The following is a 19,132-nucleotide window of genomic DNA, read 5'->3' as shown; positions in this document are numbered from 1 at the left end:
GGGTGACTTCCAACGCCCAAGCACCGACGCTCGCCGACTACCTCACCGACCTCGAGGACGTGCCGGACACGCTTTTCGACGACGCAGTCTGGGACTCCTTCACCTCCTGGACCTCCTCGCGCGGGATCTCCCTGTACCCGGCGCAGGAGGAGGCGTCGCTGGCGTTGCTGGCCGGCGACAACGTCATCTTGGCCACTCCGACCGGCTCCGGTAAGTCGATGGTGGCCAACGCCGCGCATTTCATCGCCATGTCGCGGGGACAGCGGTCCTTCTACACCGCGCCGATCAAAGCGCTGGTGAGCGAGAAATTCTTCTCCCTGTGCGAGATTTTCGGGCCGGAAAATGTGGGCATGATGACCGGGGACGCGACCGTCAACGGCGACGCCCCCATCATCGCCGCGACGGCCGAGATCGTCGCCAACATCGCCTTGCGTGAGGGAGCCAAGTCCGATATCCGCCAAGTCGTGATGGACGAATTCCACTACTACTCCGAGCCCGACCGCGGCTGGGCGTGGCAGGTGCCCCTGCTGGAGCTGCCCAAAGCACAATTCCTGCTCATGTCGGCGACGCTCGGCGACACAAAGTGGCTCGAGGACGACCTCACCCGCCGCACCGGTCGCGAGACCACCTACGTCGGCGGCTCCGAACGCCCGGTTCCGCTGGATTTCCACTACGTGTTCACGCCCGTCCACGAGACGATCGAGGAGCTTCTCGACGCGGGCAAGGCCCCCATCTACGTCGTGCATTTCTCCCAGCGCGAGGCGACTGAGCGCGCGCAGGCGCTGACATCGATATCGATGATCACGCCCGAAGAAAAAGAAGCCATCCGGGAGGCCATTGGCGATTTCCGCTTCACCACCACCTTCGGCAAGACCCTGTCGAAGCTGCTGCGCCGTGGCATCGGCATCCACCATGCCGGAATGCTGCCGAAGTACCGGCGCCTGGTGGAGCGTCTCGCGCAGGCGGGTCATTTGAAGGTCATCTGCGGCACGGACACGCTCGGCGTGGGCATCAACGTGCCGATCCGCACCGTGCTCATGACCGGACTGGCGAAATTCGACGGGATTAGGCAGCGTATCGTAAAGTCCCGCGAATTCCACCAGATCGCCGGACGCGCGGGCCGCGCTGGATACGACACCAAAGGCACGGTGGTTGTTGAGGCGCCGGAGCACGAGATCGAGAACGTCAAGCTCCGCCGCAAGGCGGGCGACGACCCCAAGAAGCTGAAGAAGATCCGCAAAAAGGCCCCCCGCGACGGCGAAATCTCGTGGTCGGAAAACACTTTCAACCGTCTTACCGAAGCCGAACCTGAGGAGCTGACCAGCCAGTTCACCGTGTCGAATTCGATGCTGCTCAACGTCGTCGCCCGCCCCGGAGACGGCTACGAGCACATGAAGCACCTCCTGCGCGACAACCACGACAGCCGCGCCAAGCAGAACCGCGACATCCTCACCGCCGTCGACCTCTTCCGCGGCCTCATCGCCGCTGATGTCGTCGAACGCACCCCGGATTCCCCCGCGTTCCGCCCGTACACGCTCACCGCTGAACTCGACCGCGATTTCGCGCTCAACCAGCCGCTGTCACCGTTCGCGCTCGCTTTCCTGACATTGCTCGATCCAGAAAGCGAGACCTACGACCTCGACGTCATCTCCGCATTCGAGGCGATTCTCGACGACCCACGCCAGCTCCTCCAGGCACAACAGAGCAAGGAACGCGGCGAAGAGATCGCGGCGCTCAAGGCCGACGGCGTCGACTACACCGAACGCATGGCGCTCATCGAGGATGTCACCTACCCGCAGCCCCTCAAGGAAGAACTGGAGGACGCGTACGAGACCTTCGTCCAGGGCAACCCGTGGGCGGCGGAATTCGAGCTCTCCCCCAAATCGGTGGTCCGCGACATGATCGAGCACGCGATGACATTCTCCGACGTCATCGCCACTTACGGCCTCGCACGCAGCGAAGGCGTCGTCCTGCGCTACCTCACCGACGCGTGGCGGACCTTGTCGCATTCGATCCCCGACGCGTACATGACCGAGCGGCTCGACGACATCATCGTGTGGCTCGGCGAGCTCATCCGCCAGGTCGATTCATCGCTTATCGACGAGTGGGCGCACATGGCCGACGAGAACACCCCGATCAGCCGCGACGACCTGGAACGCGAACTGGCCTTCGGTGTGGAAGACCCCACCGCTCTCACCGCCAACCGCCGCGCCTTCACCATCATGGTCCGCAACTATTTCTTCCGCCTCGTGGAGCTCTTCGCCTTCGAGAAGGAGAAGGAGCTCGCCGGGATGCTCGACTACATGGACCTTGCCGACCAGCCCGACTGGCCGGCACTCATGGACGACTACTTCGACGAATACGACGATGTCGACCTGGACGCCGATGCGCGCGGCCCCGGGTATTTCGTCCTGCAGAACACCGATACCCGCCGCTGGACAGTCACCCAGATTCTCAAGGACCCCGACGGCGACAACGCTTACCAACTGCACGGCGCTGTCGACCTCGACGCTTCCGACGAAGCTGGCGAAGTCCGCCTGAGCGCTCTCGAAATGCGCCATTAAAAGCATGACTTAAAGCAGGAGCGAAAACTGCGTTCAAATACACCAAAATATTTGCGCTAATTTCCCACAGCAACCTATCAATGCTAGTACTTTAAGAGCATGACCAACAAGGAGTACCGACCGACGCTGGCACAGATCCGCACGTTCGTCACCATCGCCGAGCACCGCCACTTCGGCACCGCCGCGAACCAGCTGCACATCTCCCAGCCCTCCCTCTCCCAGGCTCTCGTCACCCTGGAGACCGGACTGGGCATCCAGCTCATCGAACGGTCCACGCGCAAGGTCATCGTCACTCCCGTCGGCGAGCGCCTCCTCCCCTACGCCCAAGCCACGCTGGAGGCGGCCGAAGCGTTCGTCCAGCACTCACGCGGCGCACAAGGCGTCCTCACCGGGCAGATCACCCTGGGCATCATCCCCACCATCGCCCCGTATCTGCTCCCTGATCTTCTGCGCCTCGCCAAAGAGCGCTACCCGGAGATCGAGCCGAAGATCGTCGAGGAGACCACTCCAGCGCTCATGGAACAGCTCCGCAACGGGCAGCTCGACGCCGCGCTCATTGCCTTCCCGACCGGCACCACCGGGCTCACCGAAATCCCCCTCTACACCGAGGACTTCGCCATCGCCGTGGAGGAAGACCACCCCCTCGCCGGACGCGACGACGTCACGCTGTCGGAGCTCGATCAGCTCGACATGCTCCTCATGGACGACGGCCACTGCCTCCGCGACCAGATCATGGACCTGTGCCGCACCGCCAACCTCGACGTGGCAGGCATGACCGACACCGTCACCCGGGCATCGTCGCTGACCACCATCATCCAGCTCGTCGCCGCCGGCTACGGCGGGACCCTGCTGCCGGCCTCCGCCGTCCGCGTCGAATGCGCCCGCCCGCACGTGGCCATCGCCAACTTCAGCGACACGGTGATCGCCTCCCGCAACATCGGCCTCGTCCACCGCTCCTCCTCCACCCGCGCCGACGAATTCGCCGCACTCGGGGAGGTAATCAATGAGGCGTTCAACGCGACCGTCGACAAGCGCGCGTAACGTGCGCCCGGCAGCTGCGCGCTAGCTGCCACCAGCCGGCGGGTAGACTCGCGCGTTGACTATGACGAAACCTGAACTCACCCGTGACGATCTATACCGCCGACTCGACGAGCTGCCCATCGCGAGCGTCCGGCGGTTCCAGCGGCGCCTGAAAAAGGCGCGGTCCCCGCACGCGCTCAGCCAGATCAGCGCGGACATGGACACAGAAGCGGAGAAAGTCGCGGACGTCGATAAGCATGTGCCCGCGATCGAGTATCCCGAAGCCCTCCCCGTCTCCGCACGACGCGACGACATCAAGGAGCTCATCCGCGACAACCAGGTCGTCATCATCGCCGGCGAAACCGGCTCTGGCAAGACCACCCAGATCCCAAAAATGCTCCTCGCGCTCGGGCGTGGACGCCGCGGCCTGATCGGCCACACCCAGCCCCGGCGCATCGCCGCACGAACCGTCGCCGAGCGCATCGCCAACGAACTCGGCCAAAACATCGGCGAGACCGTCGGCTACGCCATCCGTTTCGACGACCGCGTCTCCTCCACCACCGCCGTCAAACTCATGACCGACGGCATCCTGCTCGCCGAAATGCAGCGCGACCGTTACCTCAATGCCTACGACACGATCATCATCGACGAGGCGCACGAACGCTCCCTGAACATCGACTTCCTGCTCGGCTACCTCAAACGGCTTCTGCCCGCGCGGCCCGACCTGAAGGTGATCATCACCTCCGCCACCATCGACCCCGAGCGCTTCGCCGACCACTTCTCCTCCCCCAACGGAAAACCCGCGCCCGTCATCGAGGTCTCCGGCCGCACCTACCCCGTCGAGATCCGCTACCGCCCGCTGGAGACGCAGATCGCGGGGAAGAACGGTGAAACGAAGGTCGTCGACATCGACATGCTCGACGGGCTTATCGATGCCCTCAAGGAACTCATGCGCGAAGGCGACGGCGACATCCTGTGCTTCTTCGCCTCCGAACGCGACATCCGGGACGCCATGGAAGTCATCGAGAAACAGCACTGGCGCGGTATTGAAGTCACACCCCTGTTCGGTCGGCTCTCCAACGCCGAACAGCACCGCGTGTTCTCGCCGCACTCCGGGCGCCGCATCGTGCTGGCCACTAATATCGCTGAGACCTCCCTGACCGTGCCAGGAATCCACTACGTGGTGGACACCGGCCTCGCCCGCATTTCCCGGTATTCAACCCGCACGAAAGTGCAGCGCCTGCCCATCGAGGAGATCTCCCAGGCCAGCGCCAACCAGCGCTCCGGCCGTTCGGGCCGCACCGCCGACGGCATCGCCATCCGCCTCTACTCCGAAGACAACTTCAACGCCCGCCCCGAATTCACCGACCCGGAAATCCTGCGCACCAATCTCGCCAGCGTCATCCTGCAGATGATCAACCTGCGCCTGGGCGATGTCGCCGACTTCCCCTTCGTGCAGCCGCCCGATGCGAAGGCCGTGCGCGACGGCCTCTTGCTCCTCCACGAACTCGGCGCCATCACCGACAAAGAGGACCACGGCGCGCCCGTGCTCACCCCAGTCGGCCGCGACATCGCCCGCATTCCCGTCGATCCGCGCATGGCGCGCATGCTCGTCGAGGCCGACCGCCTCGGAGTGCTCGCCGACGTCACCGTCATCGTCGCCGCCATGACCATCCAGGACGTCCGCGAACGCCCCCTGGAATTCCAGGCGCAAGCCGACCAAGCGCACGCCCGGTTCAAGGACAAGACCTCCGACTTTCTCGCCTCGCTCAACCTCTGGGACTACATCAAGGACTCCCGCGACGAACTGTCCGGCAACGCCTTCCGCAAGCGCATGAAGAAAGAATTCCTGCACTACATGCGCATCCGGGAGTGGTTCGACCTCGTCCGCCAGCTCCGCGACGCTGAAAAGCAACTCGGCTGGACCAACCTGCGTCATGCCGACGCTGGCGAACGCGATCCGAACGCGATCCACCAGTCCCTGCTCACGGGTCTGCTGTCCAATATCGGCGCCCGCGACGGCAACTCCAAAGAGTTCAAGGGTGCCCGCGGCACGCGCTTCATGATCTTCCCCGGCTCCTCCCTGGCGAAGAAGCCGCCTGAATTCGTCATGGCCGCCGAACTCGTCGAAACGTCCCGACTGTGGGCCCGCGATGCCGCCGCGATCGACCCTTCCTGGGTGGAAAAGCTCGCCCGCGACCTGCTCAAGCACACCTATTCCGAACCCGTGTGGTCGCAAAAGCGCGCCGCGCCGATGGTCCACCAGAAGTCGATGCTCTACGGCGTCACCGTCGTCGCCGACCGGCTGGTGCCCTACCACCGCGTCGACATGGAAGCCGCCCGCGACTTGTTCATCCGACACGCGCTCATCGACGGCGAATGGAACGCCCACCACGCCTTCCTGAAGCACAACGCCGAACTCCTCGAGGAAGCCGCCGCCGTCGAGGAGAAAGTCCGCCGCCGCGGCATCGTCGTCGACGAGGACACCTTGTTCGAGTTCTACGACGAGCGCATCCCCGCCGACATCGGCACCGGCCGCCACTTCGACGCGTGGTGGAAGAAGAAGCGCCAGAAGGACGCGTCTTTCCTCGACTTCGACCCGGAGGCACTGCTTAGCGACGCCTCCCCCGACTCCTCCGAAGCCGCCTTCCCCGACAAATGGCGCCAAGGTTCCATCAACTACGACCTGCAGTACAAATTCGAACCGGGAGACCCCTTCGACGGTGTTACCGTCCTCGTTCCCGTTCCCTTGCTGGCCGGACTGGAGAACACCGATTTCGACTGGCTCGTGCCCGGCGTGCGCGAAGAACTCGTCACCGAGCTCATCCGCTCCCTGCCCAAGGCGCTGCGCAAGACTGTTGTTCCAGCACCGGAATTCGCCGAACGCGCCATGGGCAAGCTGCTGCCTTTCGAAGCCCCCATCACCGAGCAACTCGCCGAAGTCCTCCGCTCCTTGGGCGGCCACGGCATCAACGCGACCGACTTCCGATCCGAGTCCCTGCCTGCTCACCTGACTATGACGTTCGCCGCTGTCGACCGGCGCGGCAAGATCATCGACCACGACAAGAGCCTCGCCGCACTAAAAAAGCGCCAGGCCGGCCACATCACCTCGTCCGTGTCCAAAGCCACTAAGAAAGCCGAATCCGGATCCGTGGCCGAGTGGACCGACGACACTCTCGGCGCCGTGCCCGAGACAGTCACCACCGAGATCGAAGGCAACCACGTCGATGCCTACCCCGCACTCGAGGCCACCGCCGACGGTGTCCGCGTGAAGGTCTTCCCCACCAAAGCCGCCGCCGACGCCTCCATGATGACGGCCACCTTGGCCATGCTCATGCGCCACATCCCGGTCAACGCCGCACAGATGACGAAGGGGCTGCCGTTGCGGCAGCGGGTGGCCGTCGATAAGTATCCCCACGGTGGCGCGGCGGGACTCGTCGAAGATGCGCGCGTGGCTGCGATCCGCGATCTCATGATGGCCAACGGAGGCCCGGTCCGCACGCCCGCAGAATTCAAGAAGCTTCTCGACGCCGTGAAACCCCAGGTTCCCGGGGTCGTCCGGCGGTCCGTCGTCGGAATTTCCGGCGGAGTCGTTGAATACATCAACATCGCCGCCGAACTGGAGAACTGGTCGGGCCCCGCCATCGACGACATCCGACAGCAAATGGCGTTTCTCCTGCCCAAGAACGCCATCACAGTCCACGGCATGGAGAATCTCCAGCACCTCCCGCGGTACATGTCCGCCATCCAGGTGCGCCTCGAGGACATGAATCTCGACCCCGACCGCGACGCCGACCGTCAGTCCGTCGTCGACGAGGTGAAGAGCACGCTCGACGCCAAGCTGAAGCGCCTGCCTGCCCAACGCGCGAAATCACGGGCGGTCAAAGACATCCTCTGGCGTATTCAGGAGCTTCGTGTGAGTCTGTTCGCGCAGCGCCTGGGCACCGCTAAGCCAGTGAGCCCGCGGCGCATCGAGAAAATGATCGACAAGCTCTAAGACGCCGGGCGGAGCCCGCGATCACTTGCCGCACTCACTGTGCTCACTTAATGCCGTGGACTTACAGCTCCTCCATGCCGCGGTCCTTGCGCCTCATGAGGCGGATTTCGGATTCGAAGTCGTCAGCGCTCTCGAAAGATTTGTACACCGACGCAAAGCGCAGATAGGCGACCTCGTCGAGCGCCCGCAGCGGCTCGAGGATGGCCAGGCCGATCTCGTTGGAAGGGATCTGTGAGCTGCCGTGACTGCGCACGATCTCCTCGACCTCTTGTGCGAGGCGCTTCAACGCATCATCGGACACATCTCGGCCTTGGCATGCGCGGCGCACACCGACGATGAGTTTGTCGCGGTCGAAGGGTTCGCTGACCCCGTTGCGCTTCACCACGGTCAGGACCGCTTTTTCCATGGTGGTGAAGCGTCCGCCGCACTCCGTACACTCGCGGCGGCGGCGAATGGCTGCGCCCCCCTCGACGAGACGGGAGTCGGAGACACGGGAGCTATCGTTCTGGCAGAAAGGACAGTGCACGGCTTAAGATCTTACTCCCCAGATCCGCCGCCAAGACGCGCCGACAGGACGCGGAATGCATACGCCCTCCCCCATGGTCGGCTTAGTGCGGGACGGGTCCGCGCACATGCTTTCTTTAGTGCTGGGACACGGCCGCCATCTGGGTGCCGGCGTTGTCGGAGACGAACCCGGCGTCCCCGCCGGAGAACGCCCCGCCGAATGCCGAACCGACGATCAGTGCCACGCCGAAAAGCGCGCCAAGGACAGTCGCACCGGCGGTCTCGCGCCGGGATTCGAACGAATCAGCGTTGCCACCGAACTCAACCCTGTCCGGCGCGTCGCGGTGCTCATATTTTCGATTATCCGGCCCCAAGGTTCGAACGGTGGGACGGTTCCGGAGCGCGCTCGAACGCCGGTCAAGGTCCCAGACATCAGCCGGCTGCACACGAGATGCGGGTTTCATCGAGGAGGAGTCGGCGCTGCTAGAACGTGCGATAGAGATAGTCATGAGAGTTCCTTTCTGTTGTTCGACTGCGATTCTAAGAGACGCTTCAACCACGTCCTAGAATGTGTTCGATTAAGTGTTCGATAGCTTCTATGTTCGATTTATAGCAAGGCGGCCAAAATTTGTCTAGGCGTGCTCCGAATATTTCGAACAAATTTGCTCATTCGTGGTAAACAAGAGTCAAGGGAACCGAACGCCGGGCAGCGTCGTCCAAGTTGATGAAGGGTTTCACCCCCACCCCAACGGACGATCACCATGGAGAGAAAAGAGGACGCACCCAATGCCGAAGCGAGAAGACAAGAAGCCGGACCTGAAGTCGTTGACTGAACGTCAGCGCCGCATTCTCGAGGTCATCCAGGACGCGGTAGTGCTGCGCGGCTATCCGCCGAGCATCCGCGAGATCGGGGATGCTGCCGGCTTGCAGTCGACGTCGTCGGTGGCGTACCAGCTCAAGGAGCTCGAAAAGAAGGGCTTTTTGCGCAGGGACCCGAACAAGCCCCGCGCGGTCGATCTTCGCCACTTGCCCGAGTCCGGATCACGCAAAAACCGCAAGGCCAGCCCGACGCCAGAGGACGCGGCGGCGCCCCGCTACATCCCGGTGCTGGGCCAAATCGCCGCCGGGAACCCGATCCTCGCGGAGGAGAACGTCTCCGAGTACTTCCCTCTCCCGGAAGAGCTCGTCGGTGACGGGGACCTCTACTTGCTCCAGGTTGTCGGGGAGTCGATGCGGGACGCCGGCATCCTCGACGGGGACTGGGTCGCGGTCCGCACACAGCCCGTCGCTGAGGAGGGCCAGTTCGTCGCCGCGCTTATCGACGGTGAGGCGACCGTCAAGGAATTCCACAAAGACTCCTCCGGCGTGTGGCTCCTCCCCCATAACGATGCCTTCGCCCCCATTAAGGGCGACGACGCGGAAATCATGGGCCTGGTCGTCTCCGTTTTCCGCAAACTCTAGCCTCCCCTTCCGGGGGTGAAACGGGCACAGACAGACACGCTCGGGCGTGATTTTTCAAGCCTAAAAGGAATAATGGGGCAAGTGTATGAGTGCCTCGCACGCACATGCCCGAGGCTCGGAAGGAAGTGCCCATGTACGCCGAAGAACGGCGCCGTCAGATCGCGTCCCTTACCGCCGTGGAGGGACGCGTCAACGTCACCGAACTCTCCACGAAATTTGACGTCACCGCCGAAACCATTCGGCGCGACCTCGCCGTGCTCGACCGCGAGGGCATCGTGCAGCGCGTTCACGGCGGAGCTGTTTCCAGCCAGTCGTACCTGACGACGGAACTTCCCCTCGACGCCCGGTTGCGCTCCGCGACGACAGCCAAGACCGCCATCGCGAAAGCCGCGCTCCAATTCTTGCCCACCTCGGGCGGTTCCGTCTTCCTTGACTCCGGCACGACCATCAACGTGCTCGCGGGCATGATCAAAGACGTTCCCGTCGCTGCGTCGCTGTCATTCGTGACCAACTCACTACCCATCGCGGTCGACCTGTCCAGTACGGGCGAAATCAATGTCCAGCTTCTCGGTGGCACAGTACGCGCCATCACGCAAGCCGTCGTCGGCGATACCGCGCTCCGAACGCTCGCGCTTTTGCGTGCCGACGTCGCCTTCATGGGCACCAACGCCCTCACCGTCGACCACGGGCTGTCCACCGCCGACGCGCAGGAAGCCGCCGTGAAATCAGCCATGGTGACCAACGCCCGGAAAGTCGTGGTGCTGTGCGACTCCTCCAAGCTCGGAAGCGACTACCTGGTGAGTTTCGCCGCCCTCGACAGCATCGACGTCGTTGTCACGGACACCGACGCTCCCCCGTCTTTCGTCACCGAGCTCACCGAACTCGGAGTCGATGTCATCCAGGCGGACTGAGCCGGACCGGCCCTCCCGCGCCGCCGTGACGCTTGCCGCATGTGGTTTTTCTTGAGCTAACCACACAAAACGGGCATAATCGGACATGAAGGGGCGCACATACCACCCCCGCCCCGGCATCTGTCCACCAACGCTCCAGCACCCCCACGGCCGCGCCGCGGAGCGAAAAGGATTGCCCAGTGATTATCACATTCACCGCTAACCCCAGTATCGACGCCACAATGTGCATCGACTCACTCGACCCAGGCGGGGTTCTCCGCGTCTCCGAGAGCTCGCGCGAACCGGGCGGGAAAGGCATCAACGTCTCCAACGCCGTGCTCAAAGCCGGCCAGGACACCCTCGCCATCGCTCCCGCCGCGGACAACGACCCCTTCACCGCGCTGGCCCGTTCCGCGGGAATTCCGCTGCGCACCGTCCCTGTGGACGGCGCAGTTCGCACGAACACCACCGTGACGGAATCATCCGGCCGCACAACTAAGCTCAACGAACCGGGCACCACGCTGACTGACGATGTCCGCCGCACGCTCGAAACAGAGCTTGTCGACGCCGCCTCCCACCCCCTCACCCGTGCCGCCGTCCTCGCCGGCTCGCTGCCCCCTGGTGCCCCGGCCGACTGGTACCCGCAACTGGTGGCAGCGCTGCGCGACGCTGCACCCGACCTGCTCATCGCAGTCGACACCTCCGACGAACCGCTCAAGGAGCTGGGAAGGAAGCTGGAGGCGACGGCGCCGGACGTCGTCAAGCCCAATGCTTTCGAGCTCGGCCAACTCGCGGGCATCGACGGCGGCGAGCTCGAGAGTCAAGCTGACGACGGCGACTTGGACGCGGTGGTGAAAGCCGCGGCAGCGCTCGTCGATAAGGGCGTGCGCGAAGTCCTCGTCACCCTCGGCGGCGCCGGCGCATGCCTCGTCACCGTCGACGGCGCATGGCACGCCGCCACCCCGCCCGCACAGGTGCGCTCCACCGTCGGCGCAGGCGACAGCTCCCTCGCGGGCTACATTCTCGCGCGTCTCGACGGCAAAGACTTCCCTGCAGCACTGCGCACCGCCGTCGCCTACGGCACCGCAGCCGCAGCCAGCCCGGGTACCGCAATCCCCTCCCCCGACGACATCGACTACGACCGCACCACCGTGCGCGAACTCTAAGAAAAGGAACCACCGTGTCCAACACCATCACCCCGGACCTCGTCCGGCTCGACACTGATTTCGGCGCCACGCCAGGCGACGTCATAGGCAACCTCGCCGAGCTCGTCGCTGCGGCCGGGCGCACCGACGAACCGAGCACGCTTGCCGATGCCGCCACCGCCCGCGAACTCAAAGCCGGCACCGGCGTCAACGGCAAGGTAGCCATCCCCCACTGCCGCACCGCCGCGGTGGGGGAACCCACTCTCGCGTTCGCCCGCCTGTCCCGGCCCGTCGATTTCTCCGGCCCGGACGGCGATGCCGAGCTCGTCTTCCTGATCGCCGCCCCTGAGGGCGGCGGCAAGGAGCACCTGAAGATTCTGTCCAAGCTCGCCCGCGCACTGGTCCGGGGTGAATTCCTCGACACCCTGCGCGCCGCCTCGACACCGGAAGAGGTTGTCGCGGCCGTCGATGAGGTGCTCAACGCTGCCCCCAAGAAGAAGGCCCCCGCGGCACCGGCAGCCGCCGGCGACAGCGCCGGATCCACCGCTGTCTCTGCCGCACCTGGCTCCCCTGCCTCCACAGGTGGCTCTGCTCCGGCCCCGTCTTCCGCACCGGCCGCAAAGAGGCGCATCGTCGCCGTCACGTCCTGCGCGACGGGCATCGCCCACACCTACATGGCCGCCGACGCCCTCGAGCAGGCCGCCAACGGGCGCGACGACGTCGAACTGCGCATCGAGCCCCAGGGCTCCTCCGGCGGCGACCGGGTCGACCAGGCGTTCATCGACTCCGCCGACGCCGTCATCTTCGCCCACGACGTCGCCGTGCGGGACCGGGAGCGTTTCGCCGGCAAACCCGTCATCGATAGTCCCGTCAAGCGCGGCATCAACGAGCCGAACGCGATGATCGACGAAGCCATCGCCGCCGCTGACAACCCGAACGCCCGCCGCGTGCCGGGCGGTACCGCCGAACCGTCAGGAGAAGCGCAGGGAGATGTGAGCTGGCCGAAGCGCATCCAGCAGGCCATCATGACGGGTGTTTCCTACATGGTTCCGTTCGTCGCGGCCGGAGGCCTCCTCCTGGCGCTCGGTTTCCTCGTCGGCGGCTACGATGTCGCCGACGGCTGGCAGGTCATCCCGCTCGACTACTCGCCCACCAACCTGCCGGGCCACGAGGTGCTCATCGACGGCGAGACCGTCACCTTCGACCGCTCCGGCTGGTCTTTGTACTTAGGCGCGGTCCTCTTCGCCATCGGGAAATTGGCGATGCAGTTCGTGGTCGCTGCCCTGTCCGGCTACATCGGCTACGGCATCGCCGGCCGCCCCGGCATCGCTCCGGGCTTCGTCGGCGGCGCACTGTCCGTGATGGTCGGCGCCGGCTTCATCGGTGGTCTCGTCACTGGTTTGCTCGCTGGTTTCATCGCCTACTGGATCGGCTCGTGGAGGGTCCCGCGCTGGCTCGGCTCGCTCATGCCGGTGGTGATCATCCCGCTGCTGACATCGCTCATCGTCGGCCTGCTGATGTTCCTGTTTTTGGGCCGTCCGCTCGGCGCGATCATGACCGGGCTGCAAGGCTGGCTGGAGTCGATGAGCGGATCGTCGGCAATTCTGCTCGGCGTGATCATCGGCCTGATGATGTGCTTCGACCTCGGCGGCCCCGTGAATAAGGCCGCGTACCTCTTCGGTACCGCCGGCCTGTCCGCCGGCACCGACGCAGCCTACGAGATCATGGCCGCCGTGATGATTTCCGGCATGGTCCCGCCGATCGCTCTGTCCATTGCGACGTTCCTGCGCAAGAAGCTGTTCACCCCGGCCGAGCAGGAGAACGGCAAGTCTGCGTGGCTGCTGGGCCTGTCCTTCGTGTCCGAGGGTGCCATTCCGTTCGCTGCCGCCGACCCGCTGCGCGTCATCCCGTCGATGATGCTCGGCGGAGCCGCGGCTGGTGCTGCGTCGATGGCTCTGGGCGTGGGCGCGAAGGCACCGCACGGCGGTATCTTCGTCATCTTCGCCTACGAGCCGTGGTGGGGCATGTTCATCTCCCTGGCTGTCGGCGTCGCAGTGGCCACAATCGCGGTGATCGCGGCGAAGCGACTCTGGCCGAACACCACCATCGAGCAGGCGGCGCAGAAGCACGCCGAATCCGCGCCTGACGCACAGGCCCCACACGCTCCTGCAGCCGCATAACCCACACTTTTCTCCTACGATGGAGCGCACACAGCGCCCATCTCGACGCCACTGAAGAAAGGATTTCTCATATGGCTTCCAAGACAGTCAAGGTCGGCTCCACCGTGGGCCTGCACGCCCGCCCGGCAACCGTGATCGCAGAGGCGGCCGGAGAGTACGACGACGACATCATCCTCACCCTCGTCGGCGGCGACGAGGACGACGAGACCGATGCGGCATCCTCCCTCATGATCATGGCCATGGGTGCTGAGCACGGCGACGAGGTGACGGTCACGTCGGATAATGATGAGGCAGTCGAGAAGATCGCGGCACTCATCGAGTCCAACCTCGACGACGAGTAAGACGCGCTTCAGCACCGTAGCGCCGTGGCACCGTGGCACCGTGGCACCGTGTGCTGCAGCCTCCTCATTCTGCGCGACCCGACCGACCGGGTCCCGCCCCCAAGCTCCGGCTTCCGGCCGGAGTTTTTTCATGCCCGGGCGCTGGTCCCGAACAGCGTTTCGGCCGCCCCGAACCGGTGGTAGTCGTTCTGGATGACTTTTCCGCTGGGCGACCGCCACACCGGGGCGCCCCGGATTCTCTCGATGCGGCCGCGCTTGTTCCGCCACGGGTCGTCGTCGTTGACGCGGTTGTGGTACCTGCACAACGGCGCGAGGTTGTCGAGGTTGGTCTCCCCGCCATATTTCCACGGTGTGATGTGGTGGATCTCGCAGTTGTCGGCTCCGTGACGGCATCCCGGCACCGGGCAGACGGGTGTGGCGGCGCGGATCAGATCGCGTTGCTTCTGGTTCGCCAGCCGCTGTGCGCGGTACAGGTTGACGGGGCCTTCCTGCGGGTGGATGAGAGCGATTTCGAGTTCGTCGCTGAGATGTTCGCGGAGGAATTCGGCGCCCGTCGTTGTGGTGGCGTTGGTCAAGCCCAGGACAATGTCGTCGCCTTCGCCGCGCAGGATGCGCGCATACGCCGGCGGCGGCACGAGCAGCATTGGTCGCGCCGCTGCGGTCGGGATGCCTCCTCCGCCGCGGCGCATGCGCCGCAAGAAGTTGTCTGCCATCTGTGGTGCCGCTGGCTTCGACGGGTCGATGCCCTGCATGAGTACGTGCTCGAGGTCGGCGATGGATTGTTCGTCGGCGGTGAGCGACATGGTGCGCATCCCGCACCGCGAGGGCGAGAACCGGGCCTGTTTCTTCGGCGGCTTCTTCTCCGCCGAGATGAGGGCTTTCGCTTCACGACGAAGCGTCTCATACTTCCCCCTCATCCCCAACAGCTCGTGCCGCAGCTCCCATTTCTCGCGGGGATTCTTGACAGTGCCCAGATGTTTCTCGATGAGCGCCAACTGATCGAGACTCATCTCCCCTTCGCGGGCGAGTTCTAAAGCGTGGCGCTGCTGCGCTGTCCACGCGGTGGGCCCGTAATAGGTGTGGTGGAGTTTGTCCCACTCGTCGATTCGACTCGGCTTGATGCCGGCGTGGAGAGCAGCGCGACGGTCGAACCCGGCGAGGGCGTCCAGCGCGCTGGTCGTCTCAGTGGCAAGAAGTGTGTCGAATGTGCTCATGCCTCGGAGACTAAAGGTTTCTCCGGCCCAATCAACTGCCGTCCGGAGAACCTGTGGATAGTTCACGGTTATCCACAGGACGCCGCGCGGCTAGTCCGTTAATCCGTCTTGGGGAGGAGGCGTCCCTCGCCGAGGTGGGTATAGGCCCAGCGCATGAGCGGGTACAGCACGATGATGCCGATGGAGCCCAGCGCGATGCCTTCGAGGGTGACGTTGCCGATCTCGAAGGTGAGGTTGCCGATGCCCACGATGAGCGCGACTGCCGCCATCGTGAGGTTGACGGGGTTGTTGAAGTCGACCTTGTTGTCCTGCCAGATTCGCACGCCCAGCATGCCGATCAAACCGTAGAGCACCAGGCACGCACCTCCGAGGACTCCAGCGGGAATCGTGAAGATGAGGGCGCCGAATTTGGGCACGAAGGCCAGCATAATGGCGAAGACTGCGGCGACCCAGTACGCGGCGGTCGAATAGACGCGGGTGGCGGCCATGACACCGATATTCTCCGCGTAGGTGGTGGTGCCGGAGCCGCCGAAGGCGCCGGCAAGACTGGTGGCCACTCCGTCGCCGATCAGCGCGGGGCCGGCAAGGTCATCGAGGTCGCGGCGGGTCATCTCGGCGACAGCCTTGACGTGTCCGACGTTCTCGGCGATGAGCACAACGAGCACCGGCAGCGTGACCAGGATGGCGGAGAGGTGGAATTCGGGGGCGTGGAAGGTCGGCACGCCGATCCAGGGAGCGGCGGCGATAGTGGCGCCGGCGTCTTCGGAGAGGTTGCCGGTCAGTGCGGCGAATACCCAGCCGGTGACCACACCGATCAGGATGGACAGGCGCGAGGCCATTCCGCGCAGGCAAGCGGTGGCGATGAGGATGGCGGCGAGGGTGACCAGACCGACGGCGGGCTGGGTCTGCGTGTTGACGACAGCGGTGGGCGCGAGGTTCAGGCCGATCAACGCAACAATCGCGCCGGTGACCACAGGCGGCATGACGGCGTCGATGACGCGCTTGCCCGCCCACGTGACCAGCAGTCCCACACCGATGAGCGCCAGACCCGTGATCAGGATGCCGCCGAGCTGCGCGCCGATGCCATGCTGCTGCGACGCCGTCAGCGGAGCGATGAAGGCGAACGACGATCCCAGGTAACTCGGCAACCTGTTGCGGGTGAAGAGCAGGAAGATGATGGTTCCCAGCCCGGAGAACAGCAGCGTGGTGTTCACCGGGAAGCCGGTCAAGGTGGGCACGAGCAAAGTCGCACCGAACATTGCGATAACGTGCTGCATGCCGATGCTGATCGTGCGCGACCAGCTCAGACGCTCTTCAGGGGCGACGACGGAACCGGGACGGATGGTCTTGCCGTCGCCGTGGACGGTCCAGGAAGGAATGAAGCTCACAGGCTCCTAAATTTAGCACCCGGCTCGCCGTGGACGAATTCGTTCTAGTCCACAACGAACTCGGCGAATTGGTGGGCGAGGACGCGGGGCAGGCGGACGTCGATAAGCGTGCCCTCCTCCTTGTAGTCCTCGCTGCGCACGGTGCCCTCCTCGTGGAGGCGGGAGATGATGTCGCCGCGGGTGTACGGCACCAGCATGGTCACGTGCGCATCGAGAGTGTTGAGGAACATCTCGATGCGGCCCTCGAGCTCCGGAATGCCCTCACCGGTGCGGGCGGAGACGAAGACGACGTCGCGCCGGGAGTCGTCGAACGCGTGGCGCAGCTCCGCCAGCACGACGGGGTCGGCGCAGTCGATTTTGTTCACCACGACGATCTCGGGCGGGATCTCATCACCGGTATCGCGCGTGATCTCGGCGAGGACGTCGTTGACCGCCTTGATCTGCTTCAGCGGGAACGGATCGGACCCGTCGACGACGTGCAGCATCAGGTCGGCGCCGGCGACCTCCTCAAGGGTGGACTTGAACGCTTCGACGAGCTGCGTCGGAAGGTGGCGCACGAAGCCGACGGTGTCGGTGAGGACGACAGTGCGGCCGTCGGCGAGCTCGGCTTTGCGTGTCGACGGATCCAGTGTCGCGAACAACGCGTCCTCCACCAAAACGCCCGCATCCGTCATGGCGTTAATCAGCGACGATTTGCCGGCGTTGGTGTAGCCCGCAATCGCGATCTTCGGAATCGTGGAGCGCTGCCGCTGGGCGCGCTTGACGTCGCGGGCTGTCTTCATGCCCGCCAGTTCGCGGCGCAACTTCGCCATCTCGGAGCGCAGGCGGCGGCGGTCTGCCTCGATGCGCGTCTCACCGGGACCGCGCAGGCCCACACCGCCGTTGGAGCCGGCGCGGCCGCCCGCCTGGCGCGACAAGTTGCCGCCCCAGCCGCGGGTGCGGGTGTACAGGTATTCCATCTGCGCGAGGCTGACCTGCGCCTTGCCCTCCTTCGACTTCGCATGCTGGGCGAAGATGTCAAGGATGAGCATGGTGCGGTCGATGACCTTGATTTTCAGCGCCTCCTCGAGCGCCACCATCTGGCCCGGGGAGAGCTCGCCGTCGCACACGACTGTGTCGGCTCCGGTGGCCGCCACGATGTCTTTGAGCTCGCTGACTTTTCCGGAGCCGATATAGGTGCCCGGGTCCGGCTTGTCGCGCTTCTGGTACAGCATTTCGACGACATCCGCGCCGGCTGTCTCCGCCAGTGCCGCGAGCTCGTTCATGTTGGCTTCCACTTCGGCGGTGGTGCCTTCGGTCCACACACCGATGAGGACGACCTGTTCGAGGCGCAGTTTGCGGTACTCGACCTCGTAGCCGTCCTCCTGCTCTTCGGAGCGGATGTCGGTGTCGCGGATGACGCGTCGGAAAGCGTTGCGCTCGGCGAGGTCCAGCGAACCGGTTGTCGGTTCGCCGAAGGCTTCCGCGAGAAGCTCGTCGTGGGTCGGCTGCCCGTCTGGTGCGGCGGGAGAGTGGGAAAACGTTTTCGTCATTGAGTCCTTATTGTCGCATGCCTGCAGGTTCAGGCAAAAAGGTCTGTCTCCGAAAACAACCGCCCGCTGCGGCGGATTGTTCCAAGCGTGCTCTCCGGCACTAGAATCAGGGGGCATGAGCGACACGATCACCTCAGATCTCTCCAGCATCGGCATGCGCTATCCGCGGTGGCAGGACGCCGTGGAGGCGGCCATCGCGTCCAACCAGCTCTCGGTGACGGGCGAGGTGCGCGGCGGGCAGCTGATCCAGTTCGCGGACCCGTCGGGCGCGGAGCTGAACATTCTCGCGGTGGAGCCTTTCGCCACTTTCGCCGGCTTCGATTCCACGACGCGCACGTACGCGCACGTGACTATGGTCAACGATGTCGTCGGGCTGTGCGATGTCGTCGACCCGATGGGCAACGCGATCGCGTCCGTCACGGCGAACATCGCACAGGGGCCTTTGCTTGTCGACGAACCAACCCTCGAGTGGCAAGAAATGGGCTTCACCGCCCTCGCAGTGGCAGTTGACCGCTACGACAGCGTTGATGCCTACCTCGCAGCCACCGGCGAGACTTTGGGCTCTGTCGTCTCCGAAGGCGCCGAGCGCGTGAATTCCGGAGCCGCCTCAGCCCCGGACGCCGCCGCGAAATTCTCCGCGCGGGTGCTGGAGGCCGAGTACCGCACCAACACGTTGACCGGTGAGCGTTTCATCCACGTCTCCGTTGACGGGGCGTTCCCCTTCGACGTGGTCATGCCGGCGGAGGGCGACGCGGAAGACAGCCCCCTGCCGGAGCGCAATTCCGTCATCGCGGGAACGGCTGTTCTCGCGGGCCAGGTCGCGATGGCCGCCGGCTGCGGCGGCGGTTGCGGAGGCGGCGGCGGAAGCTGCGGTTGCGGCGGGCACTAGGACGGGG

14 protein-coding genes are annotated in these 19,132 nt (G+C 64.8%); 9 read left to right on the top strand and 5 right to left on the bottom strand.

Annotated elements, in window-relative coordinates; all coding sequences use genetic code 11:
* Positions 1-2: 2 nt before the first annotated feature.
* The 3 genes from QYR03_RS01345 to hrpA all read left to right on the top strand — a co-directional run bounded on the left by QYR03_RS01345 (position 3) and on the right by hrpA (position 7,581).
* Positions 3-2,564 carry an RNA helicase gene (locus QYR03_RS01345; protein WP_301712330.1) on the top strand — a complete coding sequence of 854 codons (2,562 nt, stop codon included), beginning with the start codon at positions 3-5 and terminating at the stop codon, positions 2,562-2,564.
* Between the two features lie 99 nt (positions 2,565-2,663).
* On the top strand, positions 2,664-3,605 hold the full coding sequence (locus tag QYR03_RS01340) for a hydrogen peroxide-inducible genes activator (RefSeq protein WP_301712329.1): 942 nt from the start codon (positions 2,664-2,666) through the stop codon (positions 3,603-3,605).
* A 61-nt stretch (positions 3,606-3,666) separates the two neighbouring features.
* On the top strand, positions 3,667-7,581 hold the full coding sequence (gene hrpA / locus QYR03_RS01335) for an ATP-dependent RNA helicase HrpA (protein WP_301712328.1): 3,915 nt from the start codon (positions 3,667-3,669) through the stop codon (positions 7,579-7,581).
* A 61-nt stretch (positions 7,582-7,642) separates the two neighbouring features.
* Here hrpA and nrdR read toward each other — a convergent pair whose 3' ends face one another.
* Together nrdR and QYR03_RS01325 are read right to left on the bottom strand one after the other, a co-directional pair.
* Positions 7,643-8,107, bottom strand: a complete 465-nt coding sequence (gene nrdR / locus QYR03_RS01330) for a transcriptional regulator NrdR (RefSeq protein WP_301712327.1) — start codon at positions 8,105-8,107, stop codon at positions 7,643-7,645.
* Between the two features lie 115 nt (positions 8,108-8,222).
* Positions 8,223-8,594: a hypothetical protein gene (locus QYR03_RS01325; RefSeq protein ID WP_301712326.1), complete on the bottom strand. Its 372-nt coding sequence runs from the start codon at positions 8,592-8,594 to the stop codon at positions 8,223-8,225.
* Between the two features lie 277 nt (positions 8,595-8,871).
* On the opposite strand from QYR03_RS01325, the gene lexA reads away from it, so the two are divergent.
* The 5 genes from lexA to QYR03_RS01300 all read left to right on the top strand — a co-directional run bounded on the left by lexA (position 8,872) and on the right by QYR03_RS01300 (position 14,102).
* Positions 8,872-9,546, top strand: coding sequence for a transcriptional repressor LexA (gene lexA / locus QYR03_RS01320; RefSeq protein WP_301712325.1), 675 nt, complete (start codon positions 8,872-8,874; stop codon positions 9,544-9,546).
* A gap of 131 nt (positions 9,547-9,677) precedes the next feature.
* The gene (locus QYR03_RS01315; protein WP_259848626.1) at positions 9,678-10,457 is read left to right on the top strand and encodes a DeoR/GlpR family DNA-binding transcription regulator; all 780 of its coding nucleotides are present in this window, start codon (positions 9,678-9,680) and stop codon (positions 10,455-10,457) included.
* 179 nt (positions 10,458-10,636) lie between these two features.
* The gene (locus QYR03_RS01310) at positions 10,637-11,602 is read left to right on the top strand and encodes a 1-phosphofructokinase family hexose kinase (protein ID WP_301712324.1); all 966 of its coding nucleotides are present in this window, start codon (positions 10,637-10,639) and stop codon (positions 11,600-11,602) included.
* Positions 11,603-11,616: 14 nt separating this feature from the next.
* Positions 11,617-13,761, top strand: a complete 2,145-nt coding sequence (locus QYR03_RS01305) for a fructose-specific PTS transporter subunit EIIC (protein WP_301712323.1) — start codon at positions 11,617-11,619, stop codon at positions 13,759-13,761.
* Between the two features lie 71 nt (positions 13,762-13,832).
* Positions 13,833-14,102 carry an HPr family phosphocarrier protein gene (locus QYR03_RS01300; RefSeq protein ID WP_076598856.1) on the top strand — a complete coding sequence of 90 codons (270 nt, stop codon included), beginning with the start codon at positions 13,833-13,835 and terminating at the stop codon, positions 14,100-14,102.
* Positions 14,103-14,230: 128 nt separating this feature from the next.
* Here QYR03_RS01300 and QYR03_RS01295 read toward each other — a convergent pair whose 3' ends face one another.
* The 3 genes from QYR03_RS01295 to hflX form a co-directional block, all read right to left on the bottom strand.
* Complete coding sequence (locus QYR03_RS01295; protein WP_301712322.1) at positions 14,231-15,316, bottom strand: HNH endonuclease signature motif containing protein; 1,086 nt, start codon at positions 15,314-15,316, stop codon at positions 14,231-14,233.
* A gap of 98 nt (positions 15,317-15,414) precedes the next feature.
* Positions 15,415-16,704, bottom strand: a complete 1,290-nt coding sequence (locus tag QYR03_RS01290) for a uracil-xanthine permease family protein (protein ID WP_259848630.1) — start codon at positions 16,702-16,704, stop codon at positions 15,415-15,417.
* A gap of 44 nt (positions 16,705-16,748) precedes the next feature.
* Entirely contained in the window at positions 16,749-18,236 is a 1,488-nt protein-coding gene (gene hflX, locus QYR03_RS01285) for a GTPase HflX (RefSeq protein WP_301712321.1), read from the bottom strand.
* Between the two features lie 115 nt (positions 18,237-18,351).
* Here hflX and QYR03_RS01280 point away from each other — a divergent pair, with 115 nt between their 5' ends.
* Positions 18,352-19,125 carry a hypothetical protein gene (locus QYR03_RS01280; RefSeq protein ID WP_301712320.1) on the top strand — a complete coding sequence of 258 codons (774 nt, stop codon included), beginning with the start codon at positions 18,352-18,354 and terminating at the stop codon, positions 19,123-19,125.
* Positions 19,126-19,132: the final 7 nt, after the last annotated feature.

This window comes from Corynebacterium sp. P4-C1 (assembly GCF_030503595.1).
In the GTDB taxonomy this organism is placed as follows: Bacteria; Actinomycetota; Actinomycetes; order Mycobacteriales; family Mycobacteriaceae; genus Corynebacterium.
Note: the sequence above shows the minus strand (reverse complement) of the source record. Positions and strands in the feature narration are given on the sequence as shown.

Excerpts from the sequence above, each read along its gene's own strand:
- QYR03_RS01340 (WP_301712329.1), top strand. The coding sequence starts at position 2,664 with ATGACCAACAAGGAGTACCGACCGACGCTGGCACAGATCCGCACGTTC.
- hrpA (WP_301712328.1), top strand. The coding sequence starts at position 3,667 with ATGACGAAACCTGAACTCACCCGTGACGATCTATACCGCCGACTCGAC.
- QYR03_RS01325 (WP_301712326.1), bottom strand. The coding sequence starts at position 8,594 with ATGACTATCTCTATCGCACGTTCTAGCAGCGCCGACTCCTCCTCGATG.
- lexA (WP_301712325.1), top strand. The coding sequence starts at position 8,872 with ATGCCGAAGCGAGAAGACAAGAAGCCGGACCTGAAGTCGTTGACTGAA.
- QYR03_RS01315 (WP_259848626.1), top strand. The coding sequence starts at position 9,678 with ATGTACGCCGAAGAACGGCGCCGTCAGATCGCGTCCCTTACCGCCGTG.
- QYR03_RS01300 (WP_076598856.1), top strand. The coding sequence starts at position 13,833 with ATGGCTTCCAAGACAGTCAAGGTCGGCTCCACCGTGGGCCTGCACGCC.
- QYR03_RS01295 (WP_301712322.1), bottom strand. The coding sequence starts at position 15,316 with ATGAGCACATTCGACACACTTCTTGCCACTGAGACGACCAGCGCGCTG.
- hflX (WP_301712321.1), bottom strand. The coding sequence starts at position 18,236 with ATGACGAAAACGTTTTCCCACTCTCCCGCCGCACCAGACGGGCAGCCG.
- QYR03_RS01280 (WP_301712320.1), top strand. The coding sequence starts at position 18,352 with ATGAGCGACACGATCACCTCAGATCTCTCCAGCATCGGCATGCGCTAT.